At 64.6% G+C, this 14,108-nt stretch carries 12 protein-coding genes and 1 pseudogene; 9 read left to right on the forward strand and 4 right to left on the reverse strand.

Annotation, left to right across the window (positions count from 1 at the left end; genetic code table 11):
• Positions 1-3: 3 nt before the first annotated feature.
• Positions 4-90: pseudogene (locus ACSQ3P_RS06075) on the reverse strand (exodeoxyribonuclease III); the annotation flags it as partial.
• A 459-nt stretch (positions 91-549) separates the two neighbouring features.
• On the opposite strand from ACSQ3P_RS06075, the gene ACSQ3P_RS06080 reads away from it, so the two are divergent.
• From ACSQ3P_RS06080 to ACSQ3P_RS06115, 8 genes are all read left to right on the forward strand, one after another.
• Positions 550-828, forward strand: coding sequence for an acyl carrier protein (locus ACSQ3P_RS06080; protein ID WP_436164682.1), 279 nt, complete (start codon positions 550-552; stop codon positions 826-828).
• A 642-nt stretch (positions 829-1,470) separates the two neighbouring features.
• Positions 1,471-3,075, forward strand: a complete 1,605-nt coding sequence (gene pehA, locus ACSQ3P_RS06085; RefSeq protein WP_436164683.1) for a phosphoric/sulfuric ester hydrolase PehA — start codon at positions 1,471-1,473, stop codon at positions 3,073-3,075.
• Positions 3,042-4,682, forward strand: a complete 1,641-nt coding sequence (locus ACSQ3P_RS06090; RefSeq protein ID WP_436164684.1) for an ABC transporter substrate-binding protein — start codon at positions 3,042-3,044, stop codon at positions 4,680-4,682. Before pehA ends, ACSQ3P_RS06090 begins: the two co-directional genes overlap by 34 nt.
• Before the next feature lie 250 nt (positions 4,683-4,932).
• Positions 4,933-5,949 carry an ABC transporter ATP-binding protein gene (locus tag ACSQ3P_RS06095; RefSeq protein WP_436164685.1) on the forward strand — a complete coding sequence of 339 codons (1,017 nt, stop codon included), beginning with the start codon at positions 4,933-4,935 and terminating at the stop codon, positions 5,947-5,949.
• Entirely contained in the window at positions 5,946-6,941 is a 996-nt protein-coding gene (locus ACSQ3P_RS06100) for an ABC transporter ATP-binding protein (protein ID WP_436164686.1), read from the forward strand. Before ACSQ3P_RS06095 ends, ACSQ3P_RS06100 begins: the two co-directional genes overlap by 4 nt.
• Entirely contained in the window at positions 6,941-7,876 is a 936-nt protein-coding gene (locus tag ACSQ3P_RS06105; RefSeq protein WP_436164687.1) for an ABC transporter permease, read from the forward strand. Before ACSQ3P_RS06100 ends, ACSQ3P_RS06105 begins: the two co-directional genes overlap by 1 nt.
• A gap of 1 nt (position 7,877) precedes the next feature.
• Positions 7,878-8,756, forward strand: coding sequence for an ABC transporter permease (locus ACSQ3P_RS06110; protein ID WP_436164688.1), 879 nt, complete (start codon positions 7,878-7,880; stop codon positions 8,754-8,756).
• Positions 8,757-8,856: 100 nt separating this feature from the next.
• Positions 8,857-10,269: a M20 family metallopeptidase gene (locus ACSQ3P_RS06115; RefSeq protein ID WP_436164689.1), complete on the forward strand. Its 1,413-nt coding sequence runs from the start codon at positions 8,857-8,859 to the stop codon at positions 10,267-10,269.
• A 207-nt stretch (positions 10,270-10,476) separates the two neighbouring features.
• On the opposite strand, the gene ACSQ3P_RS06120 is transcribed toward ACSQ3P_RS06115, so the two are convergent.
• The gene (locus ACSQ3P_RS06120) at positions 10,477-12,549 is read right to left on the reverse strand and encodes an ATP-dependent helicase (RefSeq protein WP_436164690.1); all 2,073 of its coding nucleotides are present in this window, start codon (positions 12,547-12,549) and stop codon (positions 10,477-10,479) included.
• A 76-nt stretch (positions 12,550-12,625) separates the two neighbouring features.
• A complete protein-coding gene (locus tag ACSQ3P_RS06125; RefSeq protein WP_436164691.1) occupies positions 12,626-12,847 on the reverse strand; it encodes a hypothetical protein in 222 nt (73 codons plus the stop codon).
• Between the two features lie 60 nt (positions 12,848-12,907).
• Here ACSQ3P_RS06125 and ACSQ3P_RS06130 point away from each other — a divergent pair, with 60 nt between their 5' ends.
• Positions 12,908-13,126, forward strand: a complete 219-nt coding sequence (locus ACSQ3P_RS06130; RefSeq protein WP_436164692.1) for a hypothetical protein — start codon at positions 12,908-12,910, stop codon at positions 13,124-13,126.
• A 196-nt stretch (positions 13,127-13,322) separates the two neighbouring features.
• Here ACSQ3P_RS06130 and ACSQ3P_RS06135 read toward each other — a convergent pair whose 3' ends face one another.
• Positions 13,323-14,090 (reverse strand): LamB/YcsF family protein, encoded by a 768-nt coding sequence (locus ACSQ3P_RS06135; RefSeq protein ID WP_436164693.1) that lies wholly within the window; start codon positions 14,088-14,090, stop codon positions 13,323-13,325.
• Between the last annotated feature and the right edge of the window lie 18 nt (positions 14,091-14,108).

Genomic DNA, 14,108 nt, shown 5'->3' on the forward strand with positions numbered 1-14,108 from the left:
GCCGATGTCTGGCTCGGCTTCTGCCAACCAGCGCAGCAACACCGGGAGAAGGCCGTTGATCCCATGGACGTCGAAAGTCGCGATCTTCATGGGCGGCCAATGCTTTCAGCCTGCGCGATCCCGCGATGAGGCACGACGCTTCCGCGTCTCTCGGGCGCGCTCCCTGGAGCGCGCTGCGCGCCTGCGGCGATTGACCGTGGCCTCCCAAACCCTGTCGGAGATTGGAACCCATGCGTTCTTGCGGCGATCCGGACGCAGCTGACGATGACGCTCGGTTTCTTCGTCAGCTCACGGCGCCAGATTTCAAGGAACCCGCGATCCCTCTGGCTGGTCGCGTGGACGACGCCCTGTACGGCTTCTTCCGCGAACGTCTGGCCCCTGCGTCGGCAGCCGGTGGAACCGAGCCCGCCGTGGCGTGTTTCCAGTCGTCTGCATCGCAAATTTAGATGGGTGGGAATTGTGATGCTTCCGATGGAGCATCAGGGCGACCTCTCAAAAGGCAGTCGACGACGTGACATCCTGGCGTAAGCAAGCCTGACGGGAGAAGGCATGTCTGATCTTACAAGCAGCGAAGCCATGCTCATCGAGAGATTGTTGGAGATCATTGCCGCCGAAGGCTTGGTCCATCAGGAAAAGCTCGACCCGGCAGCAAGCGTGGAAAATGATCTAGGCCTGTCGATCGATGATTTGACCTTGATCGGGAACGCGATCGAGCGGGAGTTCGATTGCGACATGCCCGACAACGACATGCAAGCCTGCAAAACAGTTCGTCAGCTTGTTGATCTGATCATCGTCCGGGTCAATGCCAAGGCCAAACCCGCCGAGTAAAAGGCCGATTTGGCAGCATTCCCCCGCAAAGCCGGCTCACAAAATGCTCTCCCTCCGAATATGCCTCACCGCAATGCTCGGATGAATTTTTGTCGTCTTCGAGCGCTGACGGCATCGTTCGAGATGACGCCGGTATGGATCCATCGATCATGTGCCTCCTCGCTAAGCTGACCGCGTAGCGTCTCCGACGAGGTCGTCCGTGCCCTGGTACGGAATGGCATTCTGCCGACAGAGCGCGCCGTCAATCCACTTAACCGATGCCCGTATGCTTCTGTCGGGCGCCAGACGGTCGATCAGTTTCGAGCGAAGTACACCTCCCTTCATGAGCTTGCGCGATCGCGTGGCATGCACCTGCCTGTGCATAGCGTTGCCGCGATAGTGATACGCGACGCCCGGCTTGCCGGGCGGTCTCGGTCGAACCATAGCCTTCGAGCAGGCAGATCCTGGCGCGAGCCGTGAATTCGGCCTTGACCTGCTCGGGCACGCCGGGCGCGAGCGCGATCCGCATCCTTTGCAGGCGCTCGGCCTCGGAAGGCGCCGAATGAGACTGGCGCACTCTGTCGAGTGACAGGGCGACCGGCCCGATGGTTCATCCAACCGTCATCCGCAGCCCATAGCGAGATGGGATTGGAGGAGCCTTGAATGAAACGTCGCAACGTTCTGCTCATCGTCGTCGATCAATGGCGCGCCGATTTCGTGCCGCATCTGCTGCGGGCGCGTGGGCAGGCGCCATTTCTTCGGACGCCCAATCTCGACCGGCTTTGCGCCGAGGGCGTCACCTTCGCCAACCACGTCACGGCCTGCGTGCCCTGCGGCCCGGCGCGCGCGAGCCTGCTGACCGGCCTCTATCTGATGAATCATCGCGCCGTGCAGAACACGGTGCCGCTCGACCAGCGCCATTTCAACCTGGGCAAGGCCCTGCGCGAGATTGGTTACGATCCAGCCTTGATCGGCTACACCACGACGACGCCCGATCCGCGTTCGACCGCGAAGCAGGATCCGCGCTTCCTCGTGCTCGGCGACCTGATGGACGGCTTCCGTTCCGTGGGCGCTTTCGAGCCGAACATGGACGGCTATTTCGGCTGGGTAGCCCAGAACGGTTTCGAGCTGCCGCCCAATCGCGAGGATATCTGGCTGCCCGAAGGCGAAGACGCTGTTCCGGGTGCAACCGAACGACCCGCGCGCATTCCCAAGGAACTCTCCGACTCGTCCTTCTTCACCGAGCGCGCACTGACCTATCTCAAGGGCCGCGCCGGCAAACCGTTCTTCCTGCATCTCGGCTATTACCGGCCGCACCCGCCCTTCGTTGCGCCGGCGCCCTATCACGACATGTACCGGGCGCAGGACATGCCCGCGCCGATCCGGGCCGAGTCGCCCGAGGCCGAGGGCGCCCAGCACCCGCTGGTCAAATATTATGTCGATGCGATCGGGCGCGGCTCGTTCTTCCATGGCGCGGAAGGCTCGGGCGCCACGCTCGACGAGGCCGAGATCCGGCAGATGCGCGCAACCTATTGCGGCCTGATAAGCGAGATCGACGACTGCCTCGGTCAGGTCTTCGCCTATCTCGACGAGACCGGACAGTGGGACGACACGCTGGTCGTCTTCACCTCAGATCATGGCGAGCAGCTCGGCGACCATCACCTGCTTGGCAAAATCGGCTTCCATGACGAGAGCTTCCGCATTCCGCTCGTCGTCAAGGATCCAGCCGCAGCCGAAGGCCGTCGCGGCACGGTCGAGGAGGCATTCACCGAGAGCGTCGATGTGATGCCGACGATCCTTGATTGGCTCGGCGGCGAGGCGCCCCGCGCCTGCGATGGTCGCTCGGTGATGCCCTTCACCCAGGGTGTCCGCCCACCCGACTGGCGCACCGAACTGCATTACGAATACGATTTCCGCGACGTGCATTACTCGCAGCCTGAGAAAGTACTCGGACTCGGCATGGATGAGTCCAGCCTCTGCGTCGTGCAGGACGAGAACTATAAATACGTCCACTTCGCCGCGCTGCCGCCGCTGTTCTTCGACTTGGCGCGCGACCCCAACCAGTTCGTCAATCTGGCGGAAGACGCAGGCTATGCGGCGCTCGTGCGCGACTACGCCCAGAAGGCGCTGTCCTGGCGGCTGACCCATGCCGACCGGACGCTGACCCATTTCCGCTCCAGCCCGCGCGGGCTCGAGGAGCGCGCCCCCAACGCAACCGAAACAGGAGACCAGTCATGGTCGGCTCCCTCACGCGCCGCAGCGCAATAGCGCTCGGCGGTTCAGCCCTCATCCTGCCGTCGCGCTTCGCGATCGCGCAGGCCGACAACCGGCCCTCGATCACCGTCGCGGTCCAGAAGATCTCGAACACAAACCTGCTCGACGTGCTGCGCGAGCAGTCCAATGTCGGCGAGCGGATTTTCTTCTCCTCGATCTGGGAAAGTCTGATCGGCAAGAACTGGACCGGCAATCTCGAGCCGGTGCCCGGCCTCGCGACCGAATGGAAGCGCATCGACGACAGGACCGTCGAGCTCAAGCTTCGTCAGGGCGTCAAGTTCCACAATGGCGATGAACTGACAGCCGAGGACGTCGTCTTCTCCTTCGGCAAGGAGCGCATGTTCGGCGACACCAAGCCGAGCGCCGGCAAGACGATCTCGGCCGATTTCACCGTCGGCGGCGGTCGCGCCTCCAAGGAACTGCCTGCCGAAGTCCCGGCCGTGGCGCGCCGCGCCTGGCCGGCCCTGCTCGGCATCGAGGTCGTCGATAAATACACCGTGCGCTTCGTCAACGGCACGCCTGACGTAACGCTGGAAGGCCGCATCTCGCGTTTCGGCAGCGAGATCATGAACCGCCGCGCCTTCGAGGAAGCCAAGACCTATAGCGACTGGGCCTCAAAGCCGGTCACCACCGGCCCCTACCGCGTCGCCGAATATCGCCCCGACGTGTCGCTGCTGCTCGAAGCCCATGATGAATACTGGGGCGGCCGCCCGCCGCTGAAGTCGATCCGCTTCGTCGAGGTGCCGGAGACGGCCTCGCGCATCAACGGGCTGCTGTCGGGCCAGTATCAGTTCGCCTGCGACATCCCGCCCGATCAGATTGCGCAGATCGAGAAGAACCCGGCCTTCGAGGTCCAGGGCGGCACGATCCTGAACCACCGCCTGACGGTGTTCGACAAGAACCATCCGCAACTCGTCAACCCGCTGGTGCGCCGCGCGATGACGCATTCCATCGATCGGCAGGCCATCGTCGACTCGCTCTGGGCCGGCCGGACCTCGATCCCGAAGGGTCTACAGTGGCCCTATTACGGTGACATGTTCATCGCCGACTGGTCGGTGCCGGCCTTCGACCTCAAGGTCGCCAAGGATCTGGTGAAGCAGTCGGGCTACAAGGGCGATCCGATCCCCTACCGGCTGCTCAACAACTACTACACCAACCAGACCGCCACCGCGCAGATCCTGGTCGAGATGTGGAAGGAGGCAGGGCTCAACGTCGAGATCCAGGTCAAGGAAAACTGGCAGCAGATCCTCGAGCGCACCCCGACGCGCGCCGTGCGCGACTGGTCGAACTCGGCGCCCTTCAACGATCCCGTCTCGTCGCTCGTCAGCCAGCACGGTCCCAACGGCCAGCAGCAGCAGGTCGGCGAATGGACCAATGACGAGCTGAACAAGCTCTCGGTCGAGCTGGAAACATCGACCGACCGGGCCCGCCGCAAGGCCGCCTTCCGCCGCATGCTGGAAATCGCCGAGCGCGAGGATCCCGCCTATACGGTGCTGCACCAGAACGCGACCTTTACGGCCAAGCCGAAAGCACTCGCTTGGAAGGCCTCGCCGGCCTTCGCCATGGACTTCCGCGCCGAGAATTGGGGCGGACGAAGCTGAGCCGCGAGACCACGCATGGCGCGACCTGATCGGTCGCGCCGTTTTCTTTTTGGACGCTTCGAAGAGATCTGCCGATGACCGCTCTCTCTCGCCGCCATGCCCTGGCTCTCGCCGCGGGCTCTCGCGCCGCCTTGGCGCTGTCGCGTTTCGCCATCGGACAGACCGAAACACACCCCTCGATCATCCCATGGAGGGCGGCGCAGTCCATCGTGATGGACTTCCGATCGGGCAGCTGGGGCGGGATCCGCTCATGAGCGCGCAAGCCGGCAGGGGCAACCAGAGCCCGCTCGTCGCGATCCGCGATCTCGCGGTCGCCTTCGACGGGGTCAAGGTGCTGCATGGTATCGACCTCACCGTGGAACGTGGCGAGGCCGTCGGGCTCGTCGGCGAATCCGGCTGCGGCAAGTCGGTGACCTGGCTCGCCGCGCTCGGCCTTCTGCCGAAGAAGGCGGATGTCACCGGCAGCGTCACGCTGGAGGGCTGCGAACTGATCAATGCGGAGCCGGCCTTGCTTGACGCCACCCGCGGCGGCCGCATCGCCATGATTTTTCAGGACCCGGCGAGCGCGCTGAACCCCGTCATCAAACTCGGCAAACAGGTCGGCGAAGCTTTGGCGCTGCATCGCGGGCTCTCGGGCGGCGCGATCCGCGCGGAAGCCAAGCGCCTCTTCGATCTCGTCGGCATTCCCGACGCGGCGCGCCGGCTCGACGCCTTTCCCCATGAGCTTTCGGGCGGCCAGAACCAGCGCGTCATGATCGCCATGGCGCTCGCCGGCGAACCCGACCTTCTGGTGGCGGACGAACCAACCACCGCGCTCGATGCGACGATTCAAGCGCAGATCCTCGAACTGCTGACGCTGATCCGGCGCGAGACCAACATGGCTCTGGTCCTGATCAGCCATGATCTCGGCGTGATCTCGCAGACCTGCGACCGCGTCTGCGTGATGTATGTCGGCCGGATCATCGAGACAGCGCAATCCGACGCGCTCTTCGCGCAGCCGCTGCATCCCTATACGCAGGGCCTGCTGGCGGCGCTGCCGCCGCTGGAGGGCGTGCGCCGCCGGCTCGATCCCATCGAAGGCAATGTGCCCGAGCCTTGGAACCTGCCACCTGGCTGTTCGTTCGCGCCGCGTTGCCCATGTCGGGTCGATGCCTGCGAGATGCGCCTGCCACCGCTCGACCTGAAGGCGCCTGGCCGTCTCGCCGCCTGCATTCGCACGCCGCCACTCGTCCAGCCGCAGCGCCAGACGGAGCCCGTCTTCGCATGAACGCCCCGCCGCTTCTCCAGGCGCGGAGTGTCGCGCGGCGCTATGCGATGCGCCAGGGCCTGCTCGGTCGCTCGGTCGATGTCCGAGCCGTGGACGGCGTCTCCCTCACGGTCGAGCGCGGCAGAACGCTGGGGCTGGTCGGCGAGTCCGGCTCGGGTAAATCTACCATCGGGCGTCTGGCGCTTGGCCTCGAGCCGTCCGATGACGGCGATGTGCTGTTCAACGGCACGGCAATCCCACCCAGCGGAAGCCCGGCCTGGCGCGTGATGCGTGCTCGCATGCAGATGATCTACCAGGATCCGCTCGGCGCGCTCGACCGGCGGCTGTCGATCCTGGAGCAGGTCCGAGAGCCTTACGACATTCACCGCATTGGCGACCCAAGCGGCCGCGACGCCATGGCACTGGCCCTCCTGCAATCGGTCGGCCTGCGCTCGGACCAGGGTGCGCGCTATCCTCATGAACTCTCTGGCGGCCAGCGCCAGCGCGCGGTGATTGCGCGCGCGCTCGCCACTAAGCCCGACCTCCTGGTCTGCGACGAACCAGTCTCGGCGCTCGATGTCTCGATCCAGGCGCAAGTCGTCAACTTGCTGGTCGATATCCAGCAGGAGCTGGGTCTCGGCATGCTGTTCATCAGCCATGATCTCAAGGTCGTGCGCCAGGTCAGCCACCGCGTCGCGGTGATGTATCTCGGCCGCATCGTCGAAGAGGGCGAGGCCGATCTTCTGCTGTCGAACCCGGCGCATCCCTATACCGAGGCGCTCGTCTCGGCCTCCCCGGTGCCAGGCAGGCGCGCCCGGCCGCGCATCGTCTTGCAGGGCGACCCGCCGAACCCTGCGGCACGCCCTTCTGGATGCGCTTTCCACCCGCGCTGCCACGCCGTGCGCGAGCGCTGCAAGGCCGAAAGCCCGAAGCTCATGCCGCTGCCGGACGGGCGGTTGGCCGCTTGCCATGTCGCGCATGATCAGGCCAATTTCCTGAAGGCTGCAAGCTGATGTTGCGCTTCTTCCTGACCCGACTCGCCCGCGCCGCGCTGACGGTGGCGCTGGTCGTCACCTTCGCCTTCGTCGTGCTGCGGATGTCGGGCGATCCCGCCCTGATCATCATGAGCGTCGATGCTCCGCCCGAGGCCATCGCCGCCTTCCGCAAGGCATGGGGCCTCGACGATCCGATCTGGCTGCAATATCTGCGCTACTTCTCCGCCATCGGCCGGGGCGAGCTCGGCCAGTCGATGCGCGATGGCAGGCCGGCGATCCAGCTCGTGCTGGAGCGCATCCCGGCAACCCTGGCACTCACCTTGCCGGCGCTGGCGCTCAAGCTCTGCATCGGCATTCCCGCCGGCATCCATGCCGCGCTTCACCGCGACAGCCTGATGGATCGTATCGTCATGGTGACGGCGGTGGCGGGCTTCACGGTGCCGAGCTTCGTGCTTGGCCTCGTGCTGGTGCTGATTTTCTCGGTTCAGCTCGGTTGGCTGCCCTCGGGTGGGCAGGACAGCTGGCGCCACGGCATTCTGCCTGTTCTGACGCTCGGCATCGGCGGCGCAGCCGTGCTTGCACGCTTCACCCGCAGCGCCATGCTGGAGGTGCTCGGCCAGTCCTATATCCGCACCGCCAGCGCCAAGGGCGTGCCCTGGGCAGCCGTGGTGCGCGGCCATGCTTTGCCCAATGCGGCGGTGCCAACCGTCACGGTCGTCGGCTTCATGGTCGGCAGCCTGATCGCTGGTGCCGTCGTGGTCGAGAGCGTGTTCTCGTGGCCTGGCGTTGGACGGCTCCTGGTGGTGGCGGTCTCGAACCGCGACCTGGCTGTGGTGCAATGCATCCTCTTGCTGGTCGCGATGACCATGGTCGGTGCCAATCTGATCGTCGACCTACTCTATGGCGTGCTCGACCCACGCCTGCGCAATGGTGCCAAGGCGGGAGCGCATTGAGATGGCCGACATCGCGGCTGCCAACTCCGTTCTTGCCGTCCCGGCCGAAAAGGCAGCGCCAAGGCGCAGGCAACGCATCCCCTTGCTCGTCTGGTTCGGCCTGGTCTGGATCGCCATCATCATCGTCGTCGCGCTCGCCGCCGACTGGATCACGCCCTATCGCTTCACGGCCTATGACTTGCGCAACCGGCTGGCTGTCCCCTTCCATCCGCTGCACTGGCTCGGCACCGACGAACTCGGCCGCGACGTGCTCTCGCGGTTGATAGTCTCGATCCGTATCTCGCTGCTCGTCGCCTTCGGAGCCACCATCATCTCGGCGGTTCTGGGCACGCTGATGGGCTTCCTCGCCGCGCATTTCCGTGGACTGGTCGAGCAGTTCGTCTTGATGCTGGCGGATTTCCAGGCTGCGATGCCGTTCCTGATCCTGGCGCTCTCGGTGCTGGCCTTCTTCGGCAATGCGCTGCCGCTCCTCATCGGCCTGATGGGGCTCTATGGCTGGGAGCGCTATGCTCGCATCGCGCGCGGCCTCGCCATCTCGGCGGGCGCACAGGGTTATGCTGGAGCGGTGCGCCAGATCGGAGCGTCACCGACGCGGGTCTATCTCAAGCATATCTTGCCCAACATCGCCTCGACGCTGATCGTCTCGATGACGTTGACCTTTCCCGAGGTCATCCTGCTCGAAAGCGGCCTCTCCTTCCTGGGGCTCGGCGTGCAGCCACCGATGACGTCTCTCGGCAACATGGTCGGCTATGGTCGCGAGTATCTCACCCGCGCGCCCTGGATCATGCTGGCGCCGGCCTCGACCATCGTGCTGACCACTCTCGCCGTCAGCCTCGTCGGCGACTGGCTGCGCGACCGCCTCGACCCGACCCTGCGCTGAACACCTAGAGCATCGGCCCGAAAAATGTAATGCAGTTTTCGGAAGAAGCCGATGGAAGATCAAAGAGCTACGGGCGCGACCGTAATCTCGGGAGAAGGCTGTGCAGAATACCGATAAGATTTGGACGATCGTCGATTCAAAGCAGGCGGACTATATCGAGCTCAGCGACCGCGTCTTTGAGATGCCCGAGCTCAACTACCGCGAGGTCAAGTCGGCTGCAGCCCATGCCGAGCAGCTTCGGCGCGAGGGATTTCGCGTGGAGACGGGCATTGCCGGTTTGCCGACCGCCGTCATGGGCGAAGCGGGCGAAGGCGGGCCGGTGATCGCCATCCTCGGGGAGTACGACGCGCTGCCGGAGCTTTCGCAGGCGCCTGGCGTGTCCGAGCATCAACCGCTTCCCAACCAGCCGGCCGGCCATGGCTGCGGCCACAACCTGCTCGGTGCCGGCGCCATGCTGGCGGCTGCGGCGGTCAAGGATTTCCTCGCGGAGCGTGGGCTCAAGGGCCGCGTCCGATATTATGGCTGCCCGGCCGAAGAAGGCGGGGCAGGCAAAGCGTTCATGGTCAAGGACGGTGCCTTCAAGGACGTCGACATCGCCATTTCATGGCATCCGGCCGATTTCGCGGCGGTGACGGCAGCCATATCCCTGGCCAATACGACGCTCGATTTCGAGTTCTCCGGTCGCGCCTCGCATGCCGCCGCCGCGCCGCATCTCGGCCGTTCGGCGCTCGATGCCGCCGAGTTGATGAATGTCGGCGTCAACTACATGCGCGAGCATATGCCGTCGGACGCCCGCATTCACTATGCCTATCTGGATGCCGGCGGCATCGCGCCCAACGTCGTGCAGGCCAAGGCCAGGCTGCGCTATGTCGTGCGCGCGACGATGGTCTCACAGGTCCATGAGCTTATCGCCCGCGTCCGGAAAATCGCTGAAGGCGCGGCGCTGATGACGGAGACGACCGTCACCAGCGAAGTCGTCAGCGCGATGAGCAGCCTGCTGGCGAACACGCCCCTGGAAGATGCGATGCAGCGCAACTTCGATCGGCTCGGCCCGCCTCCTTTCGATGCAGATGACGTCGCCTTCGCCCGGCGCATGCAGAAGACCGTGACGCCCGCGCATATCGAAAGCGCCTTTCGCCGCTCGGGGCTGCCGGTGACGGATTTCCCCTTGTGCAACGCGATCGCACCCAGGGAGGTGCCGGGACCGCGGATGATGGGCTCGACCGATGTCGGCGATGTCTCCTGGGCCGTTCCCACGGTCCAGGCGCGCGGCGCGACCTATACGATCGGCACGCCCGGGCATTCCTGGCAGCTGACGGCCCATGGTCAATCGCCGCTGGCGCACAAAGGCATGGTTCACGTTGCCAAGGTCATGGCGGGCGTCGCCGTGGACGCGCTCGTCGAACCGGGCTTGCTGGAAAAAGCCAAGGCCGACTTCGCTGAGCGCCTTGTCCGGACACCCTATAAGCCGCTCCTGCCAGACGACGCCAAGCCGCCTTTCCATATGTTCTGACGCGTGGGAAGCCAATTCTGACACGTGGAAAGCCAGTTCTGACGTATGGAAAGCTTTGGCCCGGTCGACGATTGGCCGGGCCATGCCCACGCGCTTGCGTGAGCTCGTCAATACCCGGACATCGCGTTGAGGTTGGTTCACGAGAATTATGTGACGGAATTTCTCGGCCGGGGCGTATCGATGCTGCAAGCCGGGTTAACTGTCCGATTATCGCCACATGCCCCGCATTTGCGCACGCACATCGATCCTCGGTCCATTGCTGGCTGTCCGGCCGGCGTCTCCCGCAGCGATGCGCGGCCAGACGCAGCCCTCGAAATGCCCGAGCAGGCCGTTGGGAATGAACCGCGTCCGGTTCGCATAGACGTGGCGGTCGCCGGTCGATGATTGGCCATGGGTGAAGAAACGTTGCGGCACGACGAGATGCAGATCGTCCTTGGCCCGCGTCATTGCGACGTAGAGCAGCCGCCGCTCTTCCTCGATCTCCTCGGACGTACCGACACCGAGATCGATCGGAATGCAACCATCGACGACGTTCATGACGAAAACCGATTTCCACTCCTGGCCTTTGGCAGAATGAATCGTCGAAAGGATCAGGTAGTCCTCGTCAAGCAGCGGCACTCCGGCCTGATCGCTGGTCGCGTCAGGCGGATCGAGCGTGAGTTCGGTCAGGAAGCGCTCTCGCGAGGAATAGCCTCCGGCGATCTGCTCGAGCTGGATAAGGTCGGCTTGTCGTGTCGAGGCGTCTTCATGGATGCGCTCCAGATGGGGCTCGTACCAGAGCCGCGCGCGCCCGATCTCAGCAGGCCAGCCACAGCCGCCCGAACGCAGCTCGGCGACGGCGGTCTGGAAACTTTGCCAGTCCTCGCCAGCGCGCGGCGGCGCGGGAGCATCATGCAGCGCCTCGATGGGGTCGCAGGCTCGGGCCATGTGGTCCAGCACGCGCTGTGCCGAGGTCGGCCCGACGCCGGGCAGAAGCTGCAGGATGCGGAAGCCGGCGACCCGGTCGCGCGGATTCTCGACGAAGCGTAACAAGGCGAGCACATCCTTGATGTGGGCCGCATCGAGGAACTTCAAACCGCCGAACTTGACGAAAGGGATGTTGCGCCGGGTCAATTCGATCTCCAGCGGGCCGCTGTGATGAGACGCCCGGAAGAGCACGGCCTGCTGCTTCAGCGTGGATCCCGCCTCGCGGTTCTCCAGCACCTGCTCGGCGATGAAGCGAGCCTGATCGGCCTCATCACGCACATTGACGAGTTGCGGCGCCGCGCCGGCTGCCCGATCGGTCCAGAGATTCTTGGTGAAGCGCTCGGCGGCCAGGTCGATGACGCCATTGGCTGCTGCCAGGATGGCGCTGGTTGAGCGGTAGTTCTGATCGAGCGTGATGATTTCGGCCGGAGGCGAGAAGGCCGCGGGGAAGTCGAGGATGTTGCGGATCGTCGCGGCCCTGAAGGAATAGATCGACTGGGCATCATCCCCGACGACGGTGAGCCCGTGGCCTCCTGGTTTCATCGCGAGCAGAATCGAGGACTGGAGCCGGTTGGTGTCCTGATACTCGTCGACCATGACGTGATCGAAGCGCCCGCCGATATCGGCGGCGAGGTCAGGGTCGGCCATGACCTGGGCCCAATAGAGCAGCAGGTCGTCGTAATCGAGCACGTTCTGGTTCTGCTTGGCCTCGACATAGGCCGCAAACAGGTCCCGCAGCTCTGCCGCCCAGGCCACGCACCAGGGGAAGGATCGGCCAAGGACATCCTCGATCGGCATCTCCGCATTCACGCAGCGCGAATAGATCGCCAAACATGTCGCCTTCGTCGGGAAGCGTGTCTCGGTCTTGGAAAAGCCGAGCTCGTGCCGGACGAGGTTCATCTGGTCGGCGGCGTCCTCGCGGTCATGGATCGTGAAGGCAGGATCGAGCCCGATCTGGTCGGCATAGTCACGCAGCAGGCGCGCGCCGATCCCGTGGAAGGTGCCGGCCCATGTCAGCGCGTCCGCCAGGACGCCGGCGCCATCGCCAAGCACCTTCCGGGCGATCCGCTCGACGCGCTTTGCCATCTCCGCGGCCGCGCGACGGGAGAAGGTCATCAGCAGAATGCGGCGTGGATCGACGCCGCTGACCATCAGATGCGCCACGCGATGGGCGAGCGTGTTGGTCTTGCCCGAGCCGGCACCCGCGATAACAAGAAGCGGGGAAGCGAAAAGGGAACCGACGCCGTGAATGACGGCGCGACGTTGCGCGGGGTTCAGCGTGTCCAGATAGGAGATCGGGGTTATGGCGTTCATCTATTCCAGCCCGCCCTCGCCGGCACGCCGTTCGAAGCGAACGCCGTCGACGTGCCGCGCTTGGTTCTCTGGACCATCAGACCTCGTCCTCAACGTCCAGGCGTCGGGCGCCAGCCGAGAACACGCCGCGGATGAAGCCGCGCGATACTGCCTGCTGCGCGTCCCGGATCAACTCAGCCTGATCATGCAGCAGGGCTCGAATCGCTGTCCGGGCATCCCCGTTGAATTCGGCCAGGACGTCGTCGATTTCCTGCTCCGAAACCTCCAATTCGGTCTTTTCAAGCGGCTGCGACCACATCGACTGCGTTCCCAAAAAAAGCGAACGTAGTGAGAACATACCTGCCTGCGAAGTCAAGCCATGGGGCAGAGACGTTCTTCCTCCAATCCTTCAAAACGCATCGCAAGCGTCTCACACCGGGGCGTCGCCAAGGACAGGGACGACCGCATCACGAGCGACCGGGTCAGGCCTTGGAGCGCAAAGGCGGCGCCGACGCGCCGGGAGGCCGAGGATCAGGCCGTGCAGGCCTGCGAGCGGACAGGCACGCAATGCGCGGTGCGCGAATGGGTCTGCACCTGACGCGATGCGGGATGGAACGAGCCGGAGCGCGGCCATCGATCGGCCCGGCTAGAGCCCGTTTTCGATCAAATTGGATCATTAAACAGCTCTAGCTCTTTGTTTTAGTGCGTTTTCTTCACGCGAACCGGTATCCACTTCGTTCGAAAATGCTTTAAGGAACGGACCCGCTATCTCGCCCGGTATAAGGCCAGGCAGATCAAGCCAGGATCTCGGTCGCAGGGGCCACGGTGCCACCGCCCGCCTCGATCGTGGCACGGACGGTCCGAGCAAGCTGTGTCGAGCCCGGCGTGTCGCTGTGCACCAGGATGGATCTCGCGCGTATCTTGAGGCGCTTGCCCTCGATCGTCGTCACCGTGCCGTCGTCGAGGAATTGCCGCACCCGTGCGGCGACCTCGTCCGGCGAGGTGATCACTGAATTCGGGCGCTTGCGCGAGACCAGTTCGCCATGCTCGTCATAGGCCCTGTCCGCGAGGAACAGCGTCAGGACACGTAGGCCCGCGCGCTCGGCCGCGCGCTCCACCTCCGTATCCGGCATCGAGAACACGATAAGGTCGCGGTCGATGGCGGCGATGGCGCGCGCGAGCACATCCGCGACATCCTTGTCGGCGGTCGCCATGTTCCCGAGCGCGGCGTGATAGCTGACATGGGTCACCTTGTGACCTGCCGCCGCGGCGATGCCCTGCAGGGCGCCGATCTGGTAGACGAGGTGCTTCTCCAGCTCGGCGCTGTCCATCTGGATGATGCGACGGCCGAAGCCCATCAGATCCGGCAGGCCCGGATGGGCGCCGATGCCGACCTTGCGCGCCTTGGCTGATCGCACGGTGCGATCCATGATGACCGGGTCGCCGGCATGGAAGCCGCAGGCGACATTGGCTGAAGAAACGATCTCCATCAGCGCCTCGTCATCGCCGATCCTGTAGGGCCCGAAGCCCTCGCCCATGTCGGAATTGAGATCGATCTTCATCTTCGCGTTCCTCGTTCT

The sequence above is a fragment of the Allobosea sp. LjRoot9 genome, assembly GCF_964252745.1.
Classification (GTDB): Bacteria; Pseudomonadota; Alphaproteobacteria; order Rhizobiales; family Beijerinckiaceae; genus Allobosea.

Bases quoted from the DNA above. Each gene is read 5' to 3' on its own strand.
- ACSQ3P_RS06080 (WP_436164682.1), top strand. From the start codon at position 550: ATGTCTGATCTTACAAGCAGCGAAGCCATGCTCATCGAGAGATTGTTG.
- pehA (WP_436164683.1), top strand. From the start codon at position 1,471: ATGAAACGTCGCAACGTTCTGCTCATCGTCGTCGATCAATGGCGCGCC.
- ACSQ3P_RS06090 (WP_436164684.1), top strand. From the start codon at position 3,042: ATGGTCGGCTCCCTCACGCGCCGCAGCGCAATAGCGCTCGGCGGTTCA.
- ACSQ3P_RS06095 (WP_436164685.1), top strand. From the start codon at position 4,933: ATGAGCGCGCAAGCCGGCAGGGGCAACCAGAGCCCGCTCGTCGCGATC.
- ACSQ3P_RS06100 (WP_436164686.1), top strand. From the start codon at position 5,946: ATGAACGCCCCGCCGCTTCTCCAGGCGCGGAGTGTCGCGCGGCGCTAT.
- ACSQ3P_RS06105 (WP_436164687.1), top strand. From the start codon at position 6,941: ATGTTGCGCTTCTTCCTGACCCGACTCGCCCGCGCCGCGCTGACGGTG.
- ACSQ3P_RS06110 (WP_436164688.1), top strand. From the start codon at position 7,878: ATGGCCGACATCGCGGCTGCCAACTCCGTTCTTGCCGTCCCGGCCGAA.
- ACSQ3P_RS06120 (WP_436164690.1), bottom strand. From the start codon at position 12,549: ATGAACGCCATAACCCCGATCTCCTATCTGGACACGCTGAACCCCGCG.
- ACSQ3P_RS06125 (WP_436164691.1), bottom strand. From the start codon at position 12,847: ATGTGGTCGCAGCCGCTTGAAAAGACCGAATTGGAGGTTTCGGAGCAG.
- ACSQ3P_RS06130 (WP_436164692.1), top strand. From the start codon at position 12,908: ATGGGGCAGAGACGTTCTTCCTCCAATCCTTCAAAACGCATCGCAAGC.
- ACSQ3P_RS06135 (WP_436164693.1), bottom strand. From the start codon at position 14,090: ATGAAGATCGATCTCAATTCCGACATGGGCGAGGGCTTCGGGCCCTAC.